Source organism: Erythrobacter sp. (assembly GCF_030066995.1).
GTDB lineage: Bacteria > Pseudomonadota > Alphaproteobacteria > Sphingomonadales > Sphingomonadaceae > Erythrobacter.
Map to the genome: position 1 here is coordinate 336,832 of NZ_JASJAP010000005.1, position 24,093 is coordinate 360,924.

Annotated in this window: 29 protein-coding genes; 21 read left to right on the forward strand and 8 right to left on the reverse strand. The window is 60.0% G+C overall.

All coding sequences use genetic code 11. The annotated features are described in order from the left end of the window. Position 1: 1 nt before the first annotated feature. From QNI87_RS13225 to QNI87_RS13245, 5 genes are read right to left on the reverse strand one after another with little or no spacing between them, the layout of a single operon-like run. Positions 2–1,156, reverse strand: a complete 1,155-nt coding sequence (locus QNI87_RS13225; protein ID WP_300597260.1) for a GNAT family N-acetyltransferase — start codon at positions 1,154–1,156, stop codon at positions 2–4. Then, on the reverse strand, positions 1,153–1,884 hold the full coding sequence (locus tag QNI87_RS13230; protein WP_300597262.1) for a glycerophosphodiester phosphodiesterase family protein: 732 nt from the start codon (positions 1,882–1,884) through the stop codon (positions 1,153–1,155). Before QNI87_RS13230 ends, QNI87_RS13225 begins: the two co-directional genes overlap by 4 nt. A gap of 9 nt (positions 1,885–1,893) precedes the next feature. Continuing rightward, the gene (locus tag QNI87_RS13235; protein WP_300597264.1) at positions 1,894–2,352 is read right to left on the reverse strand and encodes a RidA family protein; all 459 of its coding nucleotides are present in this window, start codon (positions 2,350–2,352) and stop codon (positions 1,894–1,896) included. Further along, positions 2,349–2,981 (reverse strand): HAD family hydrolase, encoded by a 633-nt coding sequence (locus QNI87_RS13240; RefSeq protein ID WP_300597266.1) that lies wholly within the window; start codon positions 2,979–2,981, stop codon positions 2,349–2,351. The genes QNI87_RS13235 and QNI87_RS13240 overlap by 4 nt, the downstream gene beginning before the upstream one ends. Further along, positions 2,978–3,277 carry a DUF3572 family protein gene (locus QNI87_RS13245; RefSeq protein WP_300597268.1) on the reverse strand — a complete coding sequence of 100 codons (300 nt, stop codon included), beginning with the start codon at positions 3,275–3,277 and terminating at the stop codon, positions 2,978–2,980. Before QNI87_RS13245 ends, QNI87_RS13240 begins: the two co-directional genes overlap by 4 nt. Positions 3,278–3,341: 64 nt before the next feature. Between QNI87_RS13245 and QNI87_RS13250 the strand changes: the two genes are divergently transcribed. From QNI87_RS13250 to QNI87_RS13260, 3 genes are all read left to right on the forward strand, one after another. Next, positions 3,342–3,728, forward strand: coding sequence for a response regulator (locus tag QNI87_RS13250; protein WP_300597270.1), 387 nt, complete (start codon positions 3,342–3,344; stop codon positions 3,726–3,728). A gap of 88 nt (positions 3,729–3,816) precedes the next feature. Then, complete coding sequence (locus QNI87_RS13255) at positions 3,817–4,059, forward strand: acyl carrier protein (RefSeq protein WP_300597272.1); 243 nt, start codon at positions 3,817–3,819, stop codon at positions 4,057–4,059. A 14-nt stretch (positions 4,060–4,073) separates the two neighbouring features. Continuing rightward, positions 4,074–5,318, forward strand: coding sequence for an aminotransferase class I/II-fold pyridoxal phosphate-dependent enzyme (locus tag QNI87_RS13260; RefSeq protein WP_300597274.1), 1,245 nt, complete (start codon positions 4,074–4,076; stop codon positions 5,316–5,318). A gap of 8 nt (positions 5,319–5,326) precedes the next feature. Here QNI87_RS13260 and QNI87_RS13265 read toward each other — a convergent pair whose 3' ends face one another. Both QNI87_RS13265 and QNI87_RS13270 read right to left on the reverse strand, forming a co-directional pair. Then, a complete protein-coding gene (locus tag QNI87_RS13265) occupies positions 5,327–6,028 on the reverse strand; it encodes an MIP/aquaporin family protein (RefSeq protein ID WP_300597538.1) in 702 nt (233 codons plus the stop codon). Between the two features lies 1 nt (position 6,029). Then, entirely contained in the window at positions 6,030–6,680 is a 651-nt protein-coding gene (locus QNI87_RS13270) for a YqaA family protein (RefSeq protein ID WP_300597276.1), read from the reverse strand. Positions 6,681–6,932: 252 nt separating this feature from the next. Between QNI87_RS13270 and QNI87_RS13275 the strand changes: the two genes are divergently transcribed. The 18 genes from QNI87_RS13275 to QNI87_RS13355 all read left to right on the forward strand — a co-directional run bounded on the left by QNI87_RS13275 (position 6,933) and on the right by QNI87_RS13355 (position 22,249). Further along, a complete protein-coding gene (locus QNI87_RS13275; protein WP_300597278.1) occupies positions 6,933–7,406 on the forward strand; it encodes a hypothetical protein in 474 nt (157 codons plus the stop codon). Next, complete coding sequence (locus QNI87_RS13280; protein ID WP_300597280.1) at positions 7,403–8,728, forward strand: terminase family protein; 1,326 nt, start codon at positions 7,403–7,405, stop codon at positions 8,726–8,728. The genes QNI87_RS13275 and QNI87_RS13280 overlap by 4 nt, the downstream gene beginning before the upstream one ends. A gap of 12 nt (positions 8,729–8,740) precedes the next feature. Next, a complete protein-coding gene (locus tag QNI87_RS13285) occupies positions 8,741–9,922 on the forward strand; it encodes a phage portal protein (protein ID WP_300597282.1) in 1,182 nt (393 codons plus the stop codon). Further along, positions 9,919–10,248 carry a DUF6127 family protein gene (locus QNI87_RS13290; RefSeq protein ID WP_300597283.1) on the forward strand — a complete coding sequence of 110 codons (330 nt, stop codon included), beginning with the start codon at positions 9,919–9,921 and terminating at the stop codon, positions 10,246–10,248. Before QNI87_RS13285 ends, QNI87_RS13290 begins: the two co-directional genes overlap by 4 nt. Next, the gene (locus tag QNI87_RS13295; protein ID WP_300597284.1) at positions 10,248–10,652 is read left to right on the forward strand and encodes an HK97 family phage prohead protease; all 405 of its coding nucleotides are present in this window, start codon (positions 10,248–10,250) and stop codon (positions 10,650–10,652) included. Before QNI87_RS13290 ends, QNI87_RS13295 begins: the two co-directional genes overlap by 1 nt. 92 nt (positions 10,653–10,744) lie before the next feature. Further along, positions 10,745–11,911, forward strand: coding sequence for a phage major capsid protein (locus QNI87_RS13300; protein ID WP_300597286.1), 1,167 nt, complete (start codon positions 10,745–10,747; stop codon positions 11,909–11,911). A 169-nt stretch (positions 11,912–12,080) separates the two neighbouring features. Then, on the forward strand, positions 12,081–12,626 hold the full coding sequence (locus QNI87_RS13305) for a hypothetical protein (protein ID WP_300597288.1): 546 nt from the start codon (positions 12,081–12,083) through the stop codon (positions 12,624–12,626). After that, complete coding sequence (locus QNI87_RS13310) at positions 12,623–12,796, forward strand: hypothetical protein (protein WP_300597289.1); 174 nt, start codon at positions 12,623–12,625, stop codon at positions 12,794–12,796. Before QNI87_RS13305 ends, QNI87_RS13310 begins: the two co-directional genes overlap by 4 nt. 3 nt (positions 12,797–12,799) lie before the next feature. Further along, positions 12,800–13,186 (forward strand): DUF3168 domain-containing protein, encoded by a 387-nt coding sequence (locus tag QNI87_RS13315; RefSeq protein WP_300597290.1) that lies wholly within the window; start codon positions 12,800–12,802, stop codon positions 13,184–13,186. Between the two features lie 15 nt (positions 13,187–13,201). Next, positions 13,202–13,609, forward strand: a complete 408-nt coding sequence (locus QNI87_RS13320; RefSeq protein WP_300597292.1) for a phage tail protein — start codon at positions 13,202–13,204, stop codon at positions 13,607–13,609. Further along, the gene (locus tag QNI87_RS13325) at positions 13,606–13,920 is read left to right on the forward strand and encodes a gene transfer agent family protein (RefSeq protein ID WP_300597293.1); all 315 of its coding nucleotides are present in this window, start codon (positions 13,606–13,608) and stop codon (positions 13,918–13,920) included. Before QNI87_RS13320 ends, QNI87_RS13325 begins: the two co-directional genes overlap by 4 nt. After that, the gene (locus QNI87_RS13330) at positions 13,917–14,114 is read left to right on the forward strand and encodes a phage tail assembly chaperone (RefSeq protein ID WP_300597294.1); all 198 of its coding nucleotides are present in this window, start codon (positions 13,917–13,919) and stop codon (positions 14,112–14,114) included. The genes QNI87_RS13325 and QNI87_RS13330 overlap by 4 nt, the downstream gene beginning before the upstream one ends. Continuing rightward, the gene (locus QNI87_RS13335; protein WP_300597297.1) at positions 14,104–14,676 is read left to right on the forward strand and encodes a tail tape measure protein; all 573 of its coding nucleotides are present in this window, start codon (positions 14,104–14,106) and stop codon (positions 14,674–14,676) included. Before QNI87_RS13330 ends, QNI87_RS13335 begins: the two co-directional genes overlap by 11 nt. A gap of 16 nt (positions 14,677–14,692) precedes the next feature. Next, a complete protein-coding gene (locus QNI87_RS13340) occupies positions 14,693–17,023 on the forward strand; it encodes a DUF2460 domain-containing protein (protein ID WP_300597299.1) in 2,331 nt (776 codons plus the stop codon). After that, positions 17,020–17,835, forward strand: coding sequence for a DUF2163 domain-containing protein (locus QNI87_RS13345; protein ID WP_300597301.1), 816 nt, complete (start codon positions 17,020–17,022; stop codon positions 17,833–17,835). Before QNI87_RS13340 ends, QNI87_RS13345 begins: the two co-directional genes overlap by 4 nt. 419 nt (positions 17,836–18,254) lie before the next feature. After that, positions 18,255–20,435: a phage tail protein gene (locus tag QNI87_RS13350; RefSeq protein ID WP_300597303.1), complete on the forward strand. Its 2,181-nt coding sequence runs from the start codon at positions 18,255–18,257 to the stop codon at positions 20,433–20,435. Between the two features lie 19 nt (positions 20,436–20,454). Next, positions 20,455–20,916, forward strand: a complete 462-nt coding sequence (locus tag QNI87_RS15760) for a DUF2793 domain-containing protein (protein WP_366146188.1) — start codon at positions 20,455–20,457, stop codon at positions 20,914–20,916. Positions 20,917–21,097: 181 nt separating this feature from the next. After that, positions 21,098–22,249 (forward strand): OmpA family protein, encoded by a 1,152-nt coding sequence (locus QNI87_RS13355; RefSeq protein WP_300597305.1) that lies wholly within the window; start codon positions 21,098–21,100, stop codon positions 22,247–22,249. Positions 22,250–22,432: 183 nt separating this feature from the next. On the opposite strand, the gene QNI87_RS13360 is transcribed toward QNI87_RS13355, so the two are convergent. After that, complete coding sequence (locus QNI87_RS13360; RefSeq protein WP_366146189.1) at positions 22,433–24,070, reverse strand: MFS transporter; 1,638 nt, start codon at positions 24,068–24,070, stop codon at positions 22,433–22,435. Between the last annotated feature and the right edge of the window lie 23 nt (positions 24,071–24,093).

Genomic DNA, 24,093 nt, shown 5'->3' on the forward strand with positions numbered 1-24,093 from the left:
CTCAGTCGCGCTTCTTGAAGGGCGTGCGAGCATCAAGAAAAACCTGGTCGGTTGCCACGCCTTCGCGTTCACGTTCCAAGAAATCCGCGACGGCCGCGCGAAATCCAGGGTCGGCTATCCAATGCGCCGACCACGTTTTGACCGGTTCGTAACCTCTGGCCAGCTTGTGCCCGCCTTGCGCCCCCGCCTCGACCCGTTCAAGCCCCAGCTCGATCGCCAGATCAATGGCTTGATAGTAGCACAGCTCGAAGTGCAGAAACTTCACCTCACGCGTGCAGCCCCAATAGCGACCATAGAGCGCATCTGAACCCACGAAGTTGAGCGCGCCGGCAATCGGATCCCCATCCGCGTAGGCAAGAATGAGGACCAGCCTGTCGCCCATGCGTTCGCCCAGAAGCGTAAAAGCTTCTCGCGTCAGATAGGGCGTTCCCCATTTGCGCGCGCCGGTGTCCTGATAGAAGATCCAGAAAGCGTCCCAATGCTCGGGACCTATGTCATCGCCAGACAGCTTTTCGATGCGGAGCCCGGCCTGCGCCGCTGCGCGTTCCTTGCGCAGGTTCTTGCGCTTTCTAGAGGCGAGATCATCTAGAAAACCCTGAAACGTATCGTAGCCCCGATTGAGCCAATGGAACTGCAGATCGGAGCGCATCAGCCATCCGGCTTCTTCGAAGAAAGCGCGCTGCTCGGGCTCGATGAAGGTGGCATGAGCGCTCGATAGGCTGCTTTGAATGCATACGGCCTCGGCGCCTTTCAGCAGGTGCGGCGCGAGCGCGGGGTCCGAAAGCAGCAGGCGCGGGCCGTTGGCTGGCGTAAAGGGCGCTGCGATCTGCAACTTGGGATAATATCGCCCGCCAGCCCTATGAAGGGCGTCCGCCCAACTGTGATCGAACACATACTCGCCCTGGCTGTGCCCCTTGACGTAGCTTGGCATGGCGGCGAGCAGTCTATCGCCCGGATCTTGGATCACGATGGGGACCGGGTCCCAGCCGGTGCCTTCTCCAACGCTGCCAGAGTCTTCTAGCGCGGTCAGGAATTCGTGGCTGACAAAAGGATTGCGGCCACCCCCAAGTGCGTTCCAGGCGTTCGCATCGAAGCTGCCAACCGATGGCGCGAGGCGAACCGTAAGCTCGGTTGCCGGGGGATCCGCATCGCTCACGCCAGCGCCTCACCCTCGGCAATAAGCCCATCGGCCAGCCCTCGCGCCGCCATGCGTTCAGCGGCCGTGCGAATTGTCCAACTCAAAAGCGGGCGGCCAGCCTTCCGCCACCGCATAGCAGCCGGTTGCGACAAGTCGCGTCGGTCAATCGCCAGAAAGTCGGGCCTGGCCCGTTCGATACTGTCTGCATTGCGCCACACATGCTCAAAACCATTGAGAAGGCTATCCGTGCCCACCAGGCCGCGGCAGATTGTCGGCGCCTTGGCGGCGAACCATTCGGCCACGCGCGGATCAAAGCTCATGACGGCGTGGGGACCGGAATAGACGCTAAGCGCGTCACAGACCGCAGCGCATAGAGGCTCGACAATCCCTGTCGCGTTCGCCGACTTCACCTCTACCAACAGCGGCACGCGCCCACGAATCGCTTCGAGAAAGCGCCTTAGGGAGACTATGGATTGATCTGTCCCGAGCAGCATCAGCCGCTCAAGCTGCACACCGGATGTGTCGCCAATTTCGCTTTCGTATCCGGTGAGCCGTCCAAGATACCTGTCATGGAAGACCATCGCCACATCATCGCCGCTCAACTGCACATCGCATTCAATCCCGAACCCACGCGCGATCGCAGCCTCGGCGGCGGCCAAAGAGTTTTCCGGCACCCCAGGTCCATGGGCCCCGCGATGGGCGAACGTCGTCCGCGTCAGCCATTCGGGGGCGCGGCGCGCGGGCACGGCTGGTCTCTACGCGTCCGCGATTGCGATCACCGCATCGACTTCAACAGCCGCGCCGAGCGGCAACGAGGGCACACCCACAGCGGCGCGGGCGTGGCGCCCCTTGTCGGCGAAAACCTCAAACATCAAATCCGAAGCCCCGTTGGCAACCTTGGGCTGATCCACGAAATCGGGCGTCGAATTGACGAAAGCACCCAGCTTCACCACGCGCTCGACACGTTCGAGAACGCCCACCTCTTTCAACTGGGCAAGGATCATGAGACCGCATGCACGAGCCGCCTCGATCCCTTGGGACAGCTCCACGTCCGCACCCAGGCGCCCGGTAACGAGTGCCCCATCGACGAACGGCAATTGACCCGAGACATGCGCAACGCCGCCATGGATTACGACAGGCTGATAGCTGGCAACGGGCGCAGCGGCCTGGGGTAGGGAAATGCCAAGCTCCTTCAAACGCGCTTCAATGGTCATGCCGCTTCCTTTTCCATTCTATTGATGAGCCAGGGCAAGGCCTCATCCCACCGGTCGATCCGCGCGTCGGCGTGCCCCTCCTTGTGCGCGCAGGTGATCTCGCCAGCAATCATCGGTTCGCCGCACATATGCAGGCGCGTTACCCTAGGGGCGACCTCCTTCACGGAGACGTGGTGCTGGGCCAGATCGTCAATGAAGAACGCGGGCCGGTCTCGTCCGTGCTCTTCGAGAATAGCTTTGAGCGGTGGCCCCTTTGGACCTTGATTGGTGTAGACCGGCGCGCAGATGCCAACGCCCGCCAATTGATCGGCGCGTTTTTCGCGCCGCTCATCGACAAGGTTTGTGAGCACCACGACATCGGCGTGCTCGCTCAAAGCGTTGATCGCTTCGACAGCCCCGGCAATCGGCTCCTGGGTGTCCATTTGCGTGTCGAAGAAACGCCCAAGCATTTTCCAGACGTCCATGCCTTCAAGCACGTCGCCGTTGCTCTGCCAGCGCAGCGCTTCCGCGAAATTGTGGCCCTCCAAATTGAAATCGACCCCTTGGCTCGATTCCAGCCAGACCTTGAAAGGCGCTACCATGTGGAGCAGCACTTCATCGCAGTCACTGATGATTAAGGGGCGCGTCATTCCGGCATGGTCCTTGGCAAGAGAGAGTGACGCGCTGCGATAAGCTCTTCCGGCGTGATCGCAAGCGCTTCGGCGGCCCGGATCAAATCGGGCTCGTGATTGGCAAGAAAATCGAGGCAGGACGAAAGGACGGCCGGATCGCCCAATCCGGCACGCAAGGCATCGGGGCTCAGGCCTGTCAGTTCCAGATAGCGCTCGGCACGATCATCCTCCTCCAGAACCCAGCCGAGCGCCGCGAGCGCGAGTGTGGCTGCTCGCCTGGATTGGTCAGATTCCTGCGCGTTGTCTTGCGGCATTGTCGGGCTCTTCCGGGTCGGGTAAGTCAAACGGATATCTGGGGCGATGAATGCGGGACGCAATGTGACCAAACGAATAATGGTGGTGGAAGATAACGACCTCAACCGCAAATTGTTCTGCGATGTGCTCAAAGCCAATGGGTTTGAAGCGCTTCCCGTCGCGGATGGGGAACGCGTTCTCGAAACGGCCAGGCGTCACGCGCCCGACCTCATTATCATGGACATCCAGCTTCCCGGCGTGTCGGGGGTGGACCTGATCGAAGCGGCGAAGAAGGACGCCCGGTTGGAGACAATTCCTGTCCTGGCTGTCACCGCCTTCGCCGCCAAGGGCGACGAGGAGCGCATTCGCGCAGCTGGCGCGTCGGGCTATCTGGCCAAACCCGTCTCTATCAGCCCGTTCATGAGCGCGGTAAAAGCCCTGCTGCCCGCCAATCGTAGCGCCGACGCTTGACATTCCCGGCACCGACCCGCTCTTTCAGCGTTGAAGTGGCAAAAAGCCAATCAGCGCCTTGCGCGCAGAGCAGGAAAGACGACCTAGTATGACTGAAGCCGAAGTTGACGAGCGGATCCGCGCCTTGATTAAGCCTTTCAATAACAAGGGCGTTTCTATTGAGCCCGAAACCACCTTCGCCAACGACCTCGAATTCGACAGCCTGACGGTGATGGATTTCGTCGCTGAGATTGAGGATGAGTTCGATATTATCATCAGCATGAACCAACAGGCTGAGATAGAGAATTACGGACAACTCATCACCGCAGTGCACAAGCTCCAGGATAACTGATAAAAGCCCCGCTTATGACAGATATTGCCACAAAGCCCGCTCCGGATGCCGCCGCTCCCAAAGGTGATCTACTCTCCAAGTTCGATGGAATGATCGAACTGCGCGAGACAATCCTCGCGAGCGGTGTCGAAGACCCGTACAATCTCGTCATGGAGAAGGTTCTCTCCCCGACCCGCGCGATCTGCAATGGCCGCGACACAATCTTGCTCGGCACTTACAATTACATGGGCATGACCTTTGACCCGGACGTGCTCGATGCGGGCAAGGAAGCGCTCGAAAACTTTGGATCGGGCACCACCGGCAGCCGCGTTCTCAATGGCACATATCAAGGCCACAAGGAGTGCGAGGACGCGCTCAAAGAGTTTTACGCGATGGACCACGCAATGGTCTTTTCAACGGGGTACCAGGCCAACCTCGGGATCATCTCGACGATCGCGGGCAAAGGGGATTACATCATCCTCGACATCGACAGCCACGCCTCGATTTACGATGGCTGCGCGATGGGCAAGGCCGAGGTTGTGCCCTTTAAGCACAACGATATCGAGGCGCTGGAAAAGCGCCTCAAGCGCTTGCCTGAAGATGCGGGCAAGTTGGTGGTTCTTGAGGGCGTTTATTCGATGCTGGGTGATGTCGCCCCGCTCAAGGAAATGATCGCTCTTGCCAAGAAATACGGTGCGATGGTTCTGGTCGACGAAGCTCATTCGATGGGCTTCATCGGGGAGCATGGGCGCGGTGTTTGCGAAGAGCAGGGCGTGATCGATGATGTCGACTTCATCATCGGCACCTTTTCCAAGAGCGTTGGCACGGTCGGTGGTTTTTGTGTCTCAAACCATCCCAAGTTCGACGTGCTTCGCCTCGTGTGCCGTCCGTATGTCTTTACTGCGAGCCTGCCGCCAAGCGTTGTCGCGACGGCAGCGACATCGATCCGCAAGCTTCAGCATGGCGCCAACAAGCGCGCGCACCTGTGGGAGAACTCCAAAAGGCTTCACGCCGGGTTGATCGAATTGGGTTTCCCGCTTGGCACCCCAGAGCCTCAAAGCGCCATTGTCGCCGTGATCATGCCTGATCTCGAACGCGGCGCGATGATGTGGGAAGCGCTTCTGAAGGAAGGGCTCTACGTGAACCTCGCCCGCCCGCCAGCAACGCCCGCAGGTATGACCTTGCTGCGTTGTTCGCTTTGCGCCGAGCATTCAGCGGAAGAAGTCGAGACAATTCTGGAAATGTTCGAGCGCGCGGGCAAGGCCGTTGGCATTATCTGACGCTGGCGTCATCCGTCAGTAACAAGCCACTGGGCCAGGAGCGCCGCGACGACCGCGCCAGTCAGCTGCGCTCCAATGAACATGGGCGCGTCGGCGGGGGCGATACCGGTATAGGTGTCTGACAAAGCGCGCGCGACCGTGATGGCCGGATTGGCAAAGCTGGTCGACGAGGTGAACCAGATCGCGCTGCTGATGTAGAGCGCCACCGCGGCTGGAATAGCCGTTGGCCGATAGCGCACAAGCAGCAAGACGGTTAAGACCAGACCAAAGGTCGCGATGAACTCTCCAGTCCATTGGCCGATCCCGGTCCTGGCGGTGCGCGCGATCTGGATCAATGGCTGTTCAAACATCACATGCGCGGCGAGGGCGGCGGTCGATCCAGCCACTAGCTGGGTTGCGACATAAGCGAACGCCAGGCCGATCCCGATCTCCCGTCTCAGGACGAAGGCCAGCGTCACAGCCGGATTGAAATGCGCGCCAGAGATGGGCGCAAGCATGACGATCACGACAAACAGGATGGCGCCCACGGCCAGAGTGTTGGAGAGCAGCGCAACGCCCGCATTACCGGTCGCAAGACTTTCAGCCATGATCCCCGAACTGATAACGCCGAGAAACAGAAAAAAGGTGCCGATAGCCTCGGCCGTCAACTTTCGTGCAGCGTTCGGAGCCGCCTCCCGCGAGAGCGCGTTTTCCGGAGTGGGCCTGTCCACCTCAACCACGCTCAATCGCCGTCTCGCCAGGAGCGGTGGCACAAGGATCGTCGCCTTCGCCGTTCCCGCCGAGCTGGGTGATCGCCAAAAATCCACCGATCACGAGCAACACAAAAATCGTTGTCACCGTGCCCAGATACTCGTCGATTATCCGCTTGATCGGGCGACCAAAGACTTGGAACAGCACGCCTACTGAAACAAATATGAGCGCTCGGCCCGCTAACGCCGCGAGGATGAACGGCAGCAGGTCCATACTCAAAAATCCCGCTGTAATAGTGAGGAGCTTGAAGGGAACCGGCGTTGCGGCGGCGATCGTAACCGCGAAGGCGCCGTATTCGTCGAACGTGCATTGCGCGGCGGGCAGGCTGTCGATCAGTCCGATCGCGGTCAAAAGCGGCACGCCCACCGAATCGTAGAGCAGGTAACCAATCGCATAGCCGAACAGTCCGCCAGCCACGGAGGCCAGCGTGGCTATGACCGAGAAACGCAGCGCCTTTCGGGGCTCAGCCAGACACATGAGCCCCAAAAGCGGGTGCGGCGGGATGGGGAAGAAGCTCGCCTCGATAAAGCTAAAAAAGGCAAGCCACCCTTGAGCAAAGGGGTGCGACGCCTTCGCCATGGTCCAATCGTACAAGCTTCGCAGCCAAGCCATGCGCGGCGATCCCCTCTTCCTGGCCGCTTTGGCCGCCTCTTGGTCGCCTAGGGCAGGCCTATTCCAAGCGCAAGACCCACTAGAAATAACCTATTTGGCACTTTTTTATTGACATTGTCACGCTCTTTGGTTAGGAAAAGACAACATCGCAAAATAGTGAGTCGCAAAGGGATCGCGGCACACCTCACCGAGAGCGGCCTTCCAGTTCGAATGGCCGCTTTTTTGTGCCCTCTCCGGCCAACGGAGGTCTCAATGACCGCCTCGCGCAATAGAACGAAAATCAAAAGGCAGCTCAAGGAAGGCGAAGAGCCGGGCCTCAATCGCCATTGGCGAGGTCTGTTTCTGGATTATCTTGCTGAAACCTCGAACGTTTCCGCCTCCGCGCGCCGAGCTGGAATCAATCCAAGTCGCGCTTACAAGGTGCGCCGCGAGGAACCCGAATTCGCCCGCGCCTGGCTGGCGGCATTGTGGGAGGGCTACGCCCATCTCGAGATGGAAGTCCTCCGCCGCCTTCGCGAAGGTGACAATCTGGCCGGTGAAAAGGACAAATACGACTTTGCCAACGCTATCCGACTGCTCGGCGCGCACCGCGAAAATGCCGTTCGCGCTCAAGCCGAACAGCGCAATGTCAACGCTGCGGAAATCCGTGCATCGATCGATCGGAAGGTTGAGGCTATCCGCCTCCAGATCCAGCGGGAAAAGCAAACGCGAGGTGAGCGCACGTGAGCGAGGGTCTCACGTTTCTTGCAAAAGAGAAGGAGAACGCTCGCGACCGGGTCGCCAAGGCGCTAGATCAATGTGAGCGCAACGAATTTGACTATCACTGGAACCTTCTCGCCCGCCCTTCGCAACTGCCCCCACCGGGAAGCTGGCGCGTCTGGATGATCATGGCGGGGCGTGGATTCGGCAAGACGCGGGCGGGTTCCGAGTGGGTTCGCGCGGTGGCCGAAAGCCACCCGGAAGCTCGAATAGCGCTCGTGTGCTCCTCACTCACCGAAGCGCGCAGCGTCATGATCGAGGGAGAAAGCGGTGTCATTGCCTGCTCGCCGCCCGGACGGCGCCCCGTTTTTGAGCCCTCACTGCGACGGCTGCGCTTTCCGAATGGGGCTATGGCAACACTGTATTCTGCCGCTGAGCCAGAAAGTTTGCGCGGCCCGCAACACAGTCACGCCTGGTGCGATGAAATCGGCAAATGGCCGCTGAGCGCCGAACGCGCAACGCGTTGCTGGGACAATCTGCTGATGGGCCTACGCATCACCCGCCAGCCGCGCGTGATGGTCACAACAACCCCGCGCACCGTACCGCTTATCGACCGGCTGATGAAACAGGCGGCAGATGGCTCGATCGCGGTTACGAGAGGGTCGACCTATGACAATATCGGGCATCTGCCGGCGCGCTTTTTCGACGCTATCGAGGAGGAGTTTTCCGGCACGCATTTGGCGCGGCAGGAAATCGATGGAGAGTACTTAAGGGACATCGAAGGCGCGTTGTGGAACCGCAGCCGACTAGAGGCCTCGCGCGAGGTCGATGCACTGTCCGACTTTGCACGGGTGGTGGTTGCGGTGGACCCCCCGGCATCCTCTGCCGGGGACGAGTGCGGGATCATCGTCGCTGCGCTGGGACTTGATGGAGTCGCGCGCGTTCTGGCGGATTGCAGCGTCGCCAAAGCCGCGCCGGATCAGTGGGCGTCAACCGTCAGTCGCGCCGCGCTAAATTGGGAGGCCGACTGCGTCGTCGCCGAGGCCAATCAAGGCGGCGCGATGGTCGAGAGCGTCCTAAGGGCAGCGGATCAGAATCTGCCGATCAAACTTGTTTATGCCCGCCGTGGCAAAGCCGCCCGAGCGGAACCGGTCGCCGCGCTCTACGCAACGGGTCGTGTGCTTCACCGTGGACGTTTTGCGAGGCTCGAAGACCAGATGTGCGGCCTGATGGCTGGCGGAGAATACGCCGGTCCCGGTCGCAGCCCCGACCGCGCCGACGCGCTGGTTTGGGCACTCAGCGAACTCATGCTCAGCCGCCAGAAGCGACCAAGCATTCGAGCGATTTAAAAAGGAAACCACATGGCATGGATCGACACACTGCGCTCCGCTTTCAAGGGCGGGGGGACTGGCCGCGTGCCACTTGCCCCTGGCTTCTCTTCGGGAATACCTAGCGAATGGGCGCAGGCGTTCGAGGCAAGCGCCCCGGAGACGTTCGAGTACACCACCGCCGTACGCCAGAGCTTTCTCGCCAATCCGATTGCTCAACGGGCGGTGCGCATCGTTGCGGAAGGAATTGCGCAGGCCCCCCTGTCCAGCTCTCATGAGGAAGTGACCCGGCTGGTGACTTCCACGAGCGCTGGACAGCCGCTGATCGAAACGCTCGCCGCGCATTTGCTGCTGCATGGCAATGCGTATGTGCAGATCGTGAAGGACGGAAGTGGAAAGCCCATCGAACTCTACGCGTTGCGCCCCGATCGCATCGATATTGTAGTCGACGAGGCTGGCTGGCCTTGCGCCGCCGACTATAGCGTCGGGCCCGACCGGCGCCGCATCCCGCTCGAAGATGAAGAGGGGTGGCCCAGCCTCATTCAGATCAAGGCGATGCACCCACTAGAGGATCACTACGGTGCGAGCGCACTGGCCGCGGCGCACCAGGCGGTGCGCATCCACAATGCCGCTTCCACCTGGAACCGTACGCTGCTTGACAACGCCGCCCGCCCCTCTGGCGCGCTTGTCTATGACACAGGCGATGGCGCCGGACTTACAACCGATCAGTTCGAGCGGCTCAAGGCCGAGCTGGCTTCAGCCTTCTCGGGTTCTCGCAACGCTGGCCGACCAATGCTTTTGGATGGCGGGCTGAAATGGCAGAGCCTGGCGCTCTCGCCCGCTGATATGGACTTTGCCAATCTGAAGAGCGCCGCCGCGCGAGACGTTGCCCTCGCATTTGGGGTTCCGCCGATGCTGTTGGGCTTGCCGGGCGACAACACCTATTCGAACTATCGCGAGGCCAACAAGGCCCTTTGGCGGCTCACCTTACTGCCACTCGCAAGCAAGCTTTTTGCTGCGCTCATGGAGGGTCTTTCAGCCTGGTACCACGATGCAAGTCTGGGTGTGGACCTCGACCTGGTCCCGGCGCTCTCCGAGGATCGGGAGCGGTTGTGGAAACAGGTTTCGGACGCTGACTTTCTTTCCCGAAATGAAAAGCGGCGCTTGCTCGGCTTTGCGACGGATCCTCAATCACCACGGAAGGAAGCGCAATGATCCCCCCGTCGTCCATCACCGCACCGCGCGAAGAGATGCTCGCAACGCTGCTTGCGCAGGCCAACAGCGAAGGCGCGCGGCTCGATACACTCAAGGCCATCGTTGAGGAAACAAGCGAGTTGGCCGCCGATCGGGTGCTTGTGAAGCTTGGCCTGGCCGATGCCAACGCGGAGGAGGATTTGGGGGAGCTGCGCGAATTGCTGGCGGCCTGGCGCGACGCCAAGTCAAGCGCCTGGAAAGCGCTTGTAGGGTGGGCGGTGCGCGCAGGTCTGGCCCTTCTGCTGATCGGGATCGCGGTTCGTCTTGGCGTGTGGGATTTGCTGTGATGACGAACCGCCCCATTCGCTTTGCGGGATACGCGGGCTTATTCGACATCCCTGACGCGGATCGAGACGTCATCCGCAAGGGCGCCTTCACGCAGTCCCTCGCGAACCGTTCGACCCCGGTGCCGTTACTCTGGCAACACAGACCCGACCAGCCGATCGGGATTATCGTATCGATCGCAGAGGACGACCGCGGCCTTCGTGTCGTCGGGCGCATCGACCGGAGCCAGACCCGCGCCGCTGCGCTGCTTCGCGACAAAGGCGTGAACGGCCTGAGCTTCGGGTATCGCGCCCGCGAATCCAGACGCGATGGGAATGGGCGTGAGTTGCTTGGGATCGACTTGTTCGAGGTCAGCCTTGTCACTCACCCGCTTCAACATGGAGCGCGCGTTCATCTCATCGTCTGACTCAACTCATCGCCACTATTTCGACTGGCCGCCACTGGGGCGGCCTTTTTTGTGCCCCCTGAAATCTGACTACAAGAAAGGTTTGATGCCCCATGGATATCACTGTCACGCCCACCGTACCGGATGCCAACCAGCCATCGGATGACATCCTCGACCAGAGCTTCGATCTCGTCCAGCGCCAAGATAAGGCGGACGCAGCGATCGGCGCGCTGCGAACGGACGTTGACGAAGTCAAAGCGCGCCTCGACAAGGTCGCCCGCGCCGCCGCCCGCCCGGCCATGAGCGGAGCCTCGCCCAAAAGCGAAGAGGTCAAGAGCTTCGTGAACGGCTATCTTCGCTCCGGTCGCGAGCCGGAAGTGAAATCGATGAACAGCGCGTCGCCGAGCGACGGGGGATACGCGGTTCCTCAGGTGATCGATCAGGTGATCGCCCGCGAATTGGCAGAAATCAGCCCTATTCGCAGCCTGGCGCAAGTGGTGCAAACCGGCACGGCAGGCTACCGCAAGCTTGTCGCGACCGGCGGTACAGCATCGGGGTGGGTGAGCGAAACCGCAGCTCGCCCTGAAACAGATGCCCCCAACTTTGCAGAGATCGCGCCGCCCAGCGGAGATCTTTTCGCCAACCCGGCGGCCAGCCAGTCGATGATCGATGATACCGCGTTTGATTTCGAAACGTGGCTCGCCAACGAAATCGCGATTGAATTCGCTCGCGCTGAAGGCGCAGCGTTCGTGGGCGGCACAGGGAGCAACCAACCCGAAGGATTCCTGACCGCACCAAGTTCGACCGCGGAAGACGGCGTGCGTGCCTTTGGCACGGTGCAATATGTTGGATCGGGCAACGCATCCGGCTTTGACGCTGCTCCGGAAGCAAAGCTCATTGACCTGATCCACTCGCTCAAGGCCGGACATCGCCAAGGGGCAGCCTTCGTGATGAATTCCTCTACACTCGCCGCCGTGCGCAAACTCAAGACTTCGGACGGCGCGTTTCTTTGGCAGCCGGGCCTGGTCGAGGGCCAGCCCGATCGGCTGTTAGGCTATCCCGTCGTCGAGGCCGAGGACATGCCGAGCGTACAGAGCGGTGAGTTCCCGATTGCTTTTGGCAACTTTCGGCATGGCTATCTGATCGCAGAGCACTCTGCGACTAAAGTTCTGCGCGATCCCTTCAGCAACAAACCGTTTGTCCACTTCTACGCCACCAAACGCGTGGGTGGCCAGGTACTCGACTCAAACGCCATCAAACTGCTGAAGATCGAGGCCTGACGCAAGGAGCTCAGCTCCCCATCCCGGCAGGGTTGAGGTTCCCCCCTTTCCTCCCCTGTCGGCACCTCGCGCCCGCGCCGCCCCATGGCCTGCCCTCTGGGTTCTCCTCCCGCCATGCCCGAGCGGCGCGGGCGCACCTTTCTTTCAATTGGAATCGGGAGAAGCCGCGATGCAGCGGACTGTGACCACGCCAGCTGATCTCAGTGGAGAAGCGCTGGATGATTTGAAAAGTTGGCTTGGGATTAGCCGCGCGCGTGAAGACGGTCTTCTCATGGACTTGCTCGGTGCGAGTTTGGCGCTGTGCGAAGCCTATATTGGCAAAGCTCCTCTAGAGCAGACGGTTGAGGAGAGCATTCCAGCCTCGGCCCGCGCAACAGAGCTTTCTTCAAGCCCGGTGATAGCCCTGCTTGCCGCCGAGGCGATGGACGAGAACGGAAACCGCTCAATTTTGGGGCCGGAAGACTATTCGTTCCGCATCGGCGCCCCGCAGAACGCATCGATCGAAATCCTGCAACCCATCAACGCCGAAGCAATCGTCGTCACGATCCGGACCGGGATCGCATCGGAATGGGGATCAGTTCCACATGCACTCAAACAGGGCATCATACGCCTTGCCGCCTTTCATTATCGCGATCGAGAGCCCGGCCGCAGCTCGACGCCGCCGGCAAGCGTTGCCGCTCTTTGGAGACCATGGCGCGCCATGCGAATAGCATGATCAACGCCGAGATCAGCGCCCGCGCTTTGGCGCTCGTCGAGCAACTGCGCCGCAAGGCCGAGCAGGTCGCCTTAGGACGCGCGCAGAAAACGAGCCCTCGCGATCAACCCAACAGCCACCCTTGGCGTCGCCCGGAGCGCTTGTGGCCCGACATCTTCAAGGAGCCATAAGCCATGGAAAACAGACTGCGAGCCGATTTGATCGCCTGGCTTCGTAATGACCCGGCGCTTGAGGACATAAACGCCATCGAGGAGGAAAGCCCTTTGAGAGCGTCAGTTCCCTGGCTTGGTGTTTCAGCGAGCGCATCGACCGATTGGGGCGTTAAGGAAAAACCGGGCCGCGAAATCCGCATCGCGCTGGAACTTGAAACTCGCATTGATGACCCTGCTCAAGACGCAGACATCCTGTCCTCGATTGAACAGCGCGTGCTCGATCTACCCCCCTTTGCTCAAGGATACGAAGTGGCTTCGATCCGGTTTCTTCGCTCTCGAAGCGAGCAGCGCGACAACAATCGCCGAGGCGCTCTGCTCGAATTTCGCTTTCGCCTCTTTCACGTTTAGACGGAGTAGAACACCATGCCCGCACAAAATGGCGCCGCCTTTCTCTTGAAACTTGGAGATGGCGGCAATCCGGCAGCCTATGAGACAGTGGCTGGCCTCAGGACCACCCAGATGACCATCAACGGCGACACCGTCGTTGTGACGCACAAGGAGTCAGGTGGCTGGCGCGACCTCCTGTCTGGCGCCGGGACTCGGTCGATCTCGGTCAGCGCGTCGGGCATTTTTCTCGGAAGCAGCGCCGAAAACGCGATGCGCGCGCATGCTCTGGCCGGGACACTCGACGAATACGAGCTGTCGTTCGAGGACGGAGAAAAGCTGCGTGGGCGCTTTCTGGTCCAGCGCCTCGACTACTCGGGCGATTTCAATGGAGAGCGCACCTACACTCTCCAGCTCGAAAGCTCGGGTGCGGTCATCCCGGTATGAACCGCCGCGCGAATCCGCTTCGCGGGGAAGCCAATTTCACGATAGGCAGCAGGGATTTCGTTCTTCGCCCAAGCTTCGAAAACCTGGTGGCGGCCGAAGACGAACTTGGCTCTCTCTTTGCATTGGTCGAACGCGCCTCCGCAGGCGCGCTTACGCTAAGTGAGATGACCGCTTTGGTGTGGCACTGCCTGCCAGCCGATCAACGGCCAGAGCGGGCAATTGTGGGCGAAGCCATGTTGGATATCGGCCTAGTTCGCGCAACAAACCCGGTGCGGGCCATCCTGGCTCAGGCGCTGCAAGGCGAGACGTGAGCTTCAGCAAAAGCGCACCTCGATGGTGTTCGCTCGCGTCCCGAACACTCGGGTGGCGCCCGGAGGAATTCTGGAGTGCGACCCCCAGCGAACTTTCGACAGCTCTTCGCGATCCTGGCGGGACGGAGGCCGATACAGCTCCGACACGAGACTTGATCCAGCAGCTAATGGAGCGCGATGCTCATGGACGATAACTTTGACGAACTTGTGATTGATGTCCGCGCGAACACCCGCGGGTTTGTTTCGGACCTCGAGGCCATAAACAGCACGGTGGACACCTCCCTTATCGACGCGTTTGAAGAGGCGGGTCAGTCGCTTGAGCGCAGCCTGACCTCGGCTTTGCGCAAAGGATCACTCGGCTTTGACGACCTGAAGAGAATCGGCGTTAAAGCCTTGGACGAGATCGCTGCTCAGGCCATCTCGCTTGGCGTTGGTTCGATCTCTGGCGGACAATCGGGAGGCCTGGGGGGACTCATCGGAAACTCTCTCGGTGCGCTGCTGGGCCTTCCCGGACGAGCGACCGGTGGACCCGTCTCGCCTGGTCGCGGGTACCTGGTGGGCGAAAACGGGCCCGAACTCTTCGTACCCACGAGCGCGGGGCGCGTTGAGAGCGGCGATCGTGACACCGCGTCGGGGCGCGATGTGCGCGTAGCGATCAGCATGGTCACACCGCACGGTACAAACGCGCCCACTGCAATGCGTCGTTCATCGCGGCAGGTGGCAAGCGCCGTGCGCCAGGCGCTCGAACAAAGCTGATCCGGGGAGACACACGATGGCCTACTGGCTTGCCGATCGGCGAGGCGCACAGGAATGCAGCCATATTCAGCGGTTCGATCCGCGCTTCTGGACCGTGAATTTCCCTCGGCCCGCGATGGCATCCGTCATCACGAAAGGCGCGGACTCGATGCAAGTTGACGTGGAGCTGCACCATAAAGGGGAGCTCGTCGGACTGATCTGGGAAAGCAACGACACGCTCGATCACCCGCTACTCGCTTATGAGACCGACCGCGACTACTCATATACGACCCTCAGCTTCCGGTGGCAGTCACAGGGCGTAATCCCGCTCGACGGGGTGAATGGTCCAACGCTGACCATTGAAGGCTTCGACGAGTCCGACAACGCTCGCACATGGTTTGTCCGGCTGTGGAATTACGCAGACGGCACGCCTGAGGACGCTTTTGTGACGCTTCCTTTCTCGGAATTGCAGGCGGGCTTCTCGCTGCCGGGAGAGGCGATTTACCCGAAGCGAATTGACCGCATGTTCATATCGCTTGTGGCTCCAGAATTCGAAGCCAACTCAACCGATCTTTTGCCCCAGCGGGTCAACGGGCGAGTGACGTTATCGCAGATTAACGCAGATGGCGGTCGTTCCATGCTCGAGATCGGGGATGTGAGATTACCCGTCCACGGTGAACGCATCGCGACAGCGTATGACGATGCCTACAATCAAACCCCGGCTCGACTTATTCGCAACACGATTGGCCTCGGATATCGCACCGATCTTGTCCACTATGTCGGCATGAGCCATTTTATGCGGCTCGAGCGGCAGATCGATGACAGCCTGGTCGCAAGTCAGACCGGTGAGCTGTGCGAGCCGTGCCTGCGGTGGCACCAGAGCTACTTTCAGCATTGTCGAGAAAACGATCTGGAGGCGATCGCCTCGATCTCATACGAACTTTTCGACGCGTATTGCCCTCAGGACTGGAAACAACGAACAGCGAGCGGAGAGCCCGCGCTGACAGGCTGGGTTCCTCCATCAACTCTGCTTTCTCCAGCGAACACAAACGCGATGGCTTGGTTGCAAGCCAGCGCCGGGCGGTTCGTCGATTTGATGGAGCCCGCAGGCCTTCCGGTCCGTTTTCAGATCGGCGAACCCTGGTGGTGGACGACCTTCGATGACTTCAAGATCTGCCTTTACGACGCCGCTGCCCAAGCGGCCCTTGGCGGATCGCCGCCCATAATCACAGATATGCGGTTGCCGCTAAGCGCCGCTCAAAAAAGCCTGCTGGATCAGGCGGGCGAAATTCTCGCGCAGTCCACGGCCGACCTCGCCGCCACGATCCGAGCCAGAGCCAGCGGTCAGGCTGAAATTCTCCTCCTGGCCTTTACGCCCACTATCCTGGACCCCCAAACCCCCGAGGCCTTCCGAGCCAATCTTCCTACAGGCTGGTCCTATCCCGCTTTCGACCGCCTGCAGGTAGAAGACTACGACTGGCTGACAAGGGGTAAGGATGCTTCCCGACGCGCGGGCTACAATCTGGTCGATGCGCGGCTGAACTATCCGGTCGAACACCAGGACTATCTGGCTGGGTTTGTGCTGCTTCCGGAAGACGCCGAGGATTTCTGGGAACGAATTGACGCTGGGCTTGATGAGGCCGCCGCCAGAAACATCTCTCGTCGGTATGTCTGGGCGCTGCCTCAGGTCACCCGGGACGGATACGTCAGAATTGCCAATTTCGAGGATGAGGCCATGCAATCATTCGACGATGTTCTATACCCTTTTTCACTCGGCCGGAACACCGCCGTCGCGCCTGAATTCTCGACCACGGTGACGGTGTCGACATCGGGCCACGAACGCCGAAACGCGCTCTGGTCCGACGCTCGCATCAATTTTGATGTGGGACCGGGCATTCGCTCCGAAGCCGAATTGTCTGAGCTAATCGCATTCTTCAGAGCGCGCCGCGGCCCCGCTCGAGGATTCCGGATCAGCGATCCCTTTGATTTCAGCACCAACCAGATGACGGGAACGCCAAGCATGATCGATCAATTGCTTGGGGTGGGGGACGGAGCGAAAGCCGATTTTCAGTTGATTAAGACTTACGGAGGCGGCGCGGAGCCTCAGATCCGTCCGATCACACGCCCACGCGCCGACACGATTGTCGTAAGCTTGGATGGAGTGCCCGAAACCGATTGGATCCTTGGTAGCCACGGCACGCTGTCCTTTTCCCAAGCTCCGCCACCCGGTGTTCAGGTCCGCGCCGGCTTCCTTTTCGACGTACCCGTTCGCTTCGCTGAAGATCGGATAGACGTGTCGGGAGTGAATTTTGCCGCGGGTGAAGCGCCGAGCGTTCCACTCGTAGAATTGCGCGAGAGGCCAGAATGACAGTCTTTTTTGACCGCGAACTGGACACAGTTGCGACGTTCTGGAGAGTGTATCGCCGTGACGGGGTCGCTCTGGGGTTCACCAGTCACGACCGCGATCTCGTCTTCTCGGGCATCCGACACCGCGCAGCGCCCGGAATGGTTCCGGCTGCGATCCGTCTGTCTTCCGCCATAAAAGATGACAGCTCGGAAGTTGAAGGAGCGCTTAGTCACGATTCGATTAGAGAGGCCGATCTTTCCGGGGGCCTCTTCGATCAATCCGGGATCATCATCGGAGCCGTGAACTGGGAGACGCTCGAAAACGAGATCTTCTACTCCGGACGCATCGGCGCAATCGACGATGATCGCCATGGTTTCAGCGCCCAACTCCGGTCCGCCAAACACATCCTCGACCACGATCTCGTTCCAAGAACCAGCCCAACATGCCGGGCGAATTTCTGTGGGCCTGGATGTGGGTTATCAGCGCCGCGCTTCACCACACGAAGAGCGCTGGCGACAGTTGATCTGGAAGGCAATCGGATCGGGGTTGACCAACCCGCTTCGACCGAATTCATAGATGGCCAAGTTCGATTCCTAGCTGGGCCGCAAACAGGGCTCGTCTTCGGGATTATCGATGCCGATGGAACTTGGCTAACCCTCGATCGCCCTCTTCTGCGGTCGCCTGATATCGGTACTCCCGTTGAGCTGCGCGAAGGCTGCGATCATACGCTTGCTACCTGCGCCAGTCGCTTTGACAACGCTCGTAATTTTCGCGGTGAGCCTTTCCTTCCAGGCAACGATCTTCTCTCGCGCTATGGAACCTCCAACGGATGACGGGAGGGGAGCGGCTAGTGCAAGCGGCTCGGGGTCTTGTGGGGGTTCGTTTCAGACTCCACGGTCGGGACCCTGCAACAGGGTTAGACTGCATCGGATTAGTGGCTGTGAGCTTGCGGAAGATTGGTGTTAGCCCAGACATACCAGTCGGATACGCTCTCAGAAACTCTAGCATCTCAAGCTGGCTTACTCTCGCTTCGCGATCGGGGCTCAAAATGGCAGACCTTCCCATCGAGCCGGGCGACGTTCTGTTGAGCAAACCTGGGCCACAGCAGCATCACATCATGATCGCCGAGACAACTTCCAGTGCGATTCACGCGCATGCAGGATTGCGACGTGTCGTATGCCAGCCTTTGGACGCGGGCATTTCGCTCGCCGCACATTGGCGTCTAATCGAGTAACACTCCAAGGAAAAGAACATGGCAACTCTGCTGCTAACAGCAGTGGGGACCGCGATCGGCGGCCCCCTGGGCGGCGCGATAGGCGCGTTTGTTGGCCAACAGGCCGACCGTGCAATATTCGGCGCCGGCTCACGCGAAGGGCCTCGACTAAAAGAGCTTTCAGTTACCACGTCGACATATGGCCAACCCATAGCTCGCAACTTTGGTCGCATGCGCGTCGCTGGCTCTGTGATTTGGGCAACCGATTTGGCTGAGAGCACCTCCACTCAGGGAGGGGGGAAGGGCCAGCCAAAAACCACTACTTACAGCTACTCGGCAAGTTTTGCGGTAGCCCTCTCTTCGACCCCCATACGCCGAGTTGGGCGGATCTGGGCCGACGGAAATCTACTTCGAGGCACGAACGGCGACCTCAAGACCGAAGGACAGTTTCGCGCATATCTAGGCAATGGCGACGCATCGGTCGATCCGCTCATCTCAGCCGACAAGGGCGCTGCAACTCCCGCGTTTCGAGACTGCGCCTACGTGGTCTTCGAGGATCTGCAATTGGCCGACTTTGGGAACCGCATACCGGCACTGACTTTCGAGATATTCACGGAGCGCGACACCGAAGTGTTTCTAAAGCAGTTGGTGCCGGGCGCCGCTGACACCTCCCAGGCAACACCATTGGAACACACTCGCGGCTTTTCCGATGAGGGGGGGCCATTGTCAGGGATATTGACAGCGATCGACCGCGTTTTTCCTCTGAGTTGCTCAACAACGCGCGAAGGGCTTCGGCTGTTTACGGATATCAACCTGCAAGGCTCGATCCCAACCCTACCGGAGCAGGTGTCAGACAAGAGCAGCGAAGATGCAGATCAACGGCACCGGAACCGTGCAGAATCGGTAGGGCGAGAACCGCTCGCGCTTAGGTACTATGACGAGGAACGCGATTATCAGCCCGGGGTGCAACGCGCGATAGGAATGCGCCCAAACGGCAGGGAATTAATGGTCGATCTGCCAGCGACCATGACAGCGTCGGGGGCCAAAGCCGTTGCCAGCGAAAACGCAAATCGCGCGCGCTGGCTGCATGAGAACGTCACGTGGCGGGTCGGTGTCCTTGATCCGGAAATACAGCCCGGCACGGTGGTCCGATTGCCTGAGTCACCGGGGATCTGGCGTGTAACGACGTGGGAGTGGCATGACCGCGGCATCGAGCTCGGGCTCGAGCGGTTGGCTCCACAAGCGACATCGGGCCTCGGCGGCGATACAGGTGTTCCGACTCCGCCGCCTGACTTGGCCTTGTCCCCGACACAGATGCAAGTCTTTGAAGCGCCGCTCGACGACATCAGCAACCCTTCGAGCCGAGTAATCCTCGCGGCCGTTTCCTCGGCGAGCGCGGCCTGGAAAGGCGCTGCACTCTACGCCGAACAAGGCGCCTCGCTTCTTCCCCTCGGCTCGACGGGCTCAGTTCGGTCGATTTTTGGTTTCTTGTCGCAGCCGCTTGAAGGGTCAGCGGCCCTGGTGTTCGAACCCAATGCGACGATCGAACTGCAGTTGGTAGCTGACGATCTAGGGCTTTCGGATACAGATTTTGCAGGACTGGCCTCGGGGAAGAACCGATTGCTCATCGGTGCCGAGGTTGTTCAGTTTCAAACAGCGCAAGCGCTGGGGGGAGGCGCGTGGCGGCTGCAGGGACTACTCCGCGGCCGCGCAGGAACCGAAGAGCATGCGCAACGCGTTCACTCAGCTCAAACGCCCGCAATTCTGCTTGATGCACACTTGACAGACCTGTCGCAATCCGCGCTGCAGGGGACTGGGTCTCAACGGGTTGCGGCGATCGGAAGCGGAGATGCTGAGGCCGTTTATGCGTCTGTCGACAATGTAGGGCTCTCCCGCCGCCCTCCAACACCCGTACATCCCAGAACGACGCTCCACCCCGATGGATCGCTTGAAATGTGTTGGACACGGCGCGCCCGCGGCCAATGGCGATGGGATCATGAGAGCGAGGTCCCGCTTGTGGAAGAGAGCGAGCGCTACGTCGTCGGCTACGGCGCAGTCGGCAGTCCATACTCCATATTTTCTGTCAGCGCGCCTCAGCTAACCTTACAGGAGACTGAGATATCGCAGCTTCTCTCAGCAATCGGAGCTGCTGATTTTTGGGTCCGGCAAATCGGCACCTACTCGCAATCCAACGCGCTTTTTCTGACCCGACTAAACTAAACAAGACAGGGAGGCATTCATGGCTCAACCGATTTCGTATCCCTCAACGACTGCGAACACCGATTTGCCGCTCTTATTCTCTGGGCAAGCGCAAAAGGAATTCGTTCTCAATCAGGCATTTGCCGCGATTGACGCTCTGATCTGCGGGGTTGTTGAAGCGTCCCTTGATCAACCACCGACCGCCCCGGTCGATGGCGCTTGCTACCGTGTGGGGGCAAACCCTGCGGGGGAGTGGGCCGATCACGCGGACCATATCGCTGCCCGAGTTGGCGGGGCCTGGCACTTCGTTAACCCGAGGGAAGGAATGGAGTTCTTCGACCAGTCAGCGGGCCGACGGATCATATTTCGGTCACAATGGGACGAGGCAAACAGTCCGCCAGAGGCGCAGGGAGGCACCGTCGTGGATGCAGAGGCAAGAGCCACTTTGGCCGCCCTTATTGACACTCTCGAAGGTGTTGGGATTTTAGGGAGTACGATCTAAAGTCGGTGAGCCGTTGGAACTGATTGGAGAACGCGTTGAGCGCGAGGAACAAGGTATTCTAGAGCGGAGGCCACAAAAGCGACATTCTTGCAACAGTTTGGTACGATTGATTGCTTGCCACTCAACGGTGTAAAAGATAGAGGGTCTCAGAGCCTCAATCCTATAAAAGGGGAATGTGATAATGCGCAAATTTGTCATCGGAATGGCGATGGCTTCGACCGCACTCACCGCGCCGGCCATGGCCCGAGAGGGCCAGTGGTACGTCCAGGCCGAAGGTGGTGCGATGCTCGTCGAGGACGTCAGTTTTGATATCGAAGACGGCTTAGGTGAAGCTTCGGCTGATTATGACGCGGGCTACGATTTCGGCGCTCTCGTTGGCTACGACTTCGGTGCTTTTCGTCTTGAGGCTGAGGCTGCCTACAAGTCTGCCGCGCTCGACGAGCTTACGGCTGACGCAGTCGGCCTCCAAGCGGGCAATCCCGCTGGTGGCGCTGGGACTATTGTCACCACCGAAACGCTGGCTGCAAGCGGAGACTACACCACTCTTTCATTCATGTTGAATGGTTTGTTCGACTTTGGCCCCGATGATGGTCTGCAAGCCTTCGCTGGTGGTGGTATTGGTATCGCCCGGACCGAGTTTGACGGAACGGTGGCCTTGAGCGGCCCTGGGGCTTTCGACGACTCGGACACCGGCCTCGCGTGGCAGCTTCTCGCGGGCGTCCGTGCGCCGATTAGCGACAGCTGGGATGTCGGCTTGAAGTATCGGTACTTCAATGGCGTCGATGTGAATTTCATCGATACGCGCGGTCTCGCCTTTAGTACTGATCCGAGTTCGCACTCGATCCTTGGCACCATCACTTACAATTTTGGTGGCGAGGAGCCGCCGCCTCCTCCGCCTCCTCCTCCGCCGCCGCCTCCGCCGCCGCCGCCTCCACCGCCGCCGCCTCCACCGCCTCCGCCGCCTCCGCCGCCTAAGGTCGAGTGCAACACCGGGCCGTACACTGTCTACTTCGACTTCGACGAGTCGGCGATCACAGACGGGGCAGCGACGATCCTCAATCAGGCGGTCACATCGTACGCTAACTGCGGCACAGCCAGCATCATGTTGGCGGGTCACACCGACACTGCTGGGCCGGCAACCTACAATGTCGGTCTTGCAGAGCGTCGCAATGCCTCGGTCCAGGCCTACTTGGTCGGTCGTGGTATTCCTGAAGCCCGCATCATGTCTGAGGCTTTCGGTGAGACCGATCTGCAGGTTCCGACCGCGGATGGTGTACGCGAACAGAAAAACCGTCGCGTAGTTGTCACCTACGGTCCGAACTCAGGCATGTAAGCGCCGAGTTCATAACGCGTTTGAGAAGGGCCGGAGCAATCCGGCCCTTTTTTTTGGCGCTCTCAAAGCCAAGGTTCTCCAGATAAAGTGGTCGTGGGTGGTGATGCCTTAATCTGCTCGCGACCGTAGCGCGGCCTAATTCCTGGGCACGCATGGATCTTTCGAACTGCGCGTGGTCGATCCCTAGACGCCGACGGTCGCAGCAGGGTCTGCTTCGCCTGCGGCCCTAGCGCGCTCGATCACCGACGCGTTCGCAGCCGGAACCAAGCGCAAAGCCCCAATCAAGAGAACCAGCCCCAGCGGAGTGATCCAGAGCGTAGAAAGCACGCCAGCGCTTAGATCGCCTTTGTTGAGCGCTGAAACATATCCCGCCGTGTAGGGGCCAAGCGCGAGACCAACAAGAGTGGTCGCGAGGAAGAACGTCGCCGTAGCGGTGCCGCGCATACGAGGCAGAACAAGTGCCTGACTGCTGGCAGCTGCTGCACCCAAAGCCGACGCAGCCAAGGCCCCGACGACAACATTCAAGATGCTAAACAAAGCGAAGCTGGGCGTTGTATATTGCACTACTGCGAACGGAACAGGCGTCACCAAACCAAATAGGATGACCCATATACGGCCTCCGGAAGTCCTTATGAACAAGTAGTCCGCCATCCGACCGCCAAGGATAACTCCGAGGAACCCTCCCAGGGCACCTCCGCCGCCGAGCCAGAAACCCAATTCCCCTTTTGAAAGCTCACAGCCGATCATCATCATATCGATCGGGTCGCGAGCACAACCTCCGCTCACGCCGATGGTCAGCGTGAAGACGCGCTCTGCGTAGGGAGCTCCCCAATAAGAAGCCGAGTAAGCCATGAAGGCAACAGTTCCATATCCGAGAATAGTGCACAAAAAAGCGGGTGAACCCCACGTCAAAGCGAATGTCGGATAGTCCCTCACGCGAAGCGCGCTCGCCCAGCAGAAAACGGCGTAATAGCCGAGCGCTAGCAACAGCCATTGGTCTGTCACGGCAGGAAGATCGGCTCCAAGAGAAGCGCCAACGCCAAGAACAATGGCACCCGCGCCTGACCCCAAAACATGCGTAAGGCCAACCGCTGCGATCATCGCCACGAAGAAAACGGCTATGTTAACCGCCAATGCCGCCATCCCGCGCTGAGCCGCCCCAAAAAACGTGAAGCCTGGGATAACCGTGAACAGTTCGGTGACAAACCCCTGGAAAGGCTTTGGATTCTCAGGCGCCTCCAAACCATCGATCGCACCCCTGATGGGCTCCTTCAAGGTCAGCACCCAAACGGCCAGGAGCAATCCTGGAAGCCCGACGGCAATGAAAGCAACTTGCCAGCCCGCAAGGCCGAGCGCCCCCCCATCAGGAAAAGCGGAGTTCCATTGGTCCACAATCGCACCGCCGATCAAAAGAGATACCCCTCCGCCGATGTAAATGCCTGAGGAGTAGATCGCGAGGGCCGTTGCTCGAAGCCGCGCCGGGAACCAGTCCGAGATCAGTGAATAGGCAGATGGGCTTGCGGTGGCCTCACCGACCCCGACCCCGATCCGCGCAACCGTGAGCGTAGTTGCGTCCCGCGCGAACCCGGAGGCTGCAGTCATCGCTGACCAGAGAGCGAGACCGAGTGTCATGAGCCGGACGCGCTTCCAGCTATCGGCAAGCTTTCCCAAAGGTATCCCAAACAGCGCGTAAAAGATCGCAAACGCCGTCCCGTAAAGAAAACCTAGATAGCCGTCGTCAACCCCAAGGTCAGCCTTGATATCGTTGGCGAGGATCGAAAGTATTTGGCGATCAATGAAATTGAGCACGTAGACCAGCACCAAAACGCTTAGCGCGTACCAAC

Bases quoted from the DNA above. Each gene is read 5' to 3' on its own strand.
- QNI87_RS13235 (WP_300597264.1), bottom strand. From the start codon at position 2,352: ATGACCATTGAAGCGCGTTTGAAGGAGCTTGGCATTTCCCTACCCCAG.
- QNI87_RS13240 (WP_300597266.1), bottom strand. From the start codon at position 2,981: ATGACGCGCCCCTTAATCATCAGTGACTGCGATGAAGTGCTGCTCCAC.
- QNI87_RS13245 (WP_300597268.1), bottom strand. From the start codon at position 3,277: ATGCCGCAAGACAACGCGCAGGAATCTGACCAATCCAGGCGAGCAGCC.
- QNI87_RS13255 (WP_300597272.1), top strand. From the start codon at position 3,817: ATGACTGAAGCCGAAGTTGACGAGCGGATCCGCGCCTTGATTAAGCCT.
- QNI87_RS13260 (WP_300597274.1), top strand. From the start codon at position 4,074: ATGACAGATATTGCCACAAAGCCCGCTCCGGATGCCGCCGCTCCCAAA.
- QNI87_RS13270 (WP_300597276.1), bottom strand. From the start codon at position 6,680: ATGGCTTGGCTGCGAAGCTTGTACGATTGGACCATGGCGAAGGCGTCG.
- QNI87_RS13275 (WP_300597278.1), top strand. From the start codon at position 6,933: ATGACCGCCTCGCGCAATAGAACGAAAATCAAAAGGCAGCTCAAGGAA.
- QNI87_RS13285 (WP_300597282.1), top strand. From the start codon at position 8,741: ATGGCATGGATCGACACACTGCGCTCCGCTTTCAAGGGCGGGGGGACT.
- QNI87_RS13290 (WP_300597283.1), top strand. From the start codon at position 9,919: ATGATCCCCCCGTCGTCCATCACCGCACCGCGCGAAGAGATGCTCGCA.
- QNI87_RS13295 (WP_300597284.1), top strand. From the start codon at position 10,248: ATGACGAACCGCCCCATTCGCTTTGCGGGATACGCGGGCTTATTCGAC.
- QNI87_RS13300 (WP_300597286.1), top strand. From the start codon at position 10,745: ATGGATATCACTGTCACGCCCACCGTACCGGATGCCAACCAGCCATCG.
- QNI87_RS13305 (WP_300597288.1), top strand. From the start codon at position 12,081: ATGCAGCGGACTGTGACCACGCCAGCTGATCTCAGTGGAGAAGCGCTG.
- QNI87_RS13310 (WP_300597289.1), top strand. From the start codon at position 12,623: ATGATCAACGCCGAGATCAGCGCCCGCGCTTTGGCGCTCGTCGAGCAA.
- QNI87_RS13315 (WP_300597290.1), top strand. From the start codon at position 12,800: ATGGAAAACAGACTGCGAGCCGATTTGATCGCCTGGCTTCGTAATGAC.
- QNI87_RS13320 (WP_300597292.1), top strand. From the start codon at position 13,202: ATGCCCGCACAAAATGGCGCCGCCTTTCTCTTGAAACTTGGAGATGGC.
- QNI87_RS13325 (WP_300597293.1), top strand. From the start codon at position 13,606: ATGAACCGCCGCGCGAATCCGCTTCGCGGGGAAGCCAATTTCACGATA.
- QNI87_RS13335 (WP_300597297.1), top strand. From the start codon at position 14,104: ATGGACGATAACTTTGACGAACTTGTGATTGATGTCCGCGCGAACACC.
- QNI87_RS13340 (WP_300597299.1), top strand. From the start codon at position 14,693: ATGGCCTACTGGCTTGCCGATCGGCGAGGCGCACAGGAATGCAGCCAT.
- QNI87_RS13345 (WP_300597301.1), top strand. From the start codon at position 17,020: ATGACAGTCTTTTTTGACCGCGAACTGGACACAGTTGCGACGTTCTGG.
- QNI87_RS13350 (WP_300597303.1), top strand. From the start codon at position 18,255: ATGGCAACTCTGCTGCTAACAGCAGTGGGGACCGCGATCGGCGGCCCC.
- QNI87_RS15760 (WP_366146188.1), top strand. From the start codon at position 20,455: ATGGCTCAACCGATTTCGTATCCCTCAACGACTGCGAACACCGATTTG.
- QNI87_RS13355 (WP_300597305.1), top strand. From the start codon at position 21,098: ATGCGCAAATTTGTCATCGGAATGGCGATGGCTTCGACCGCACTCACC.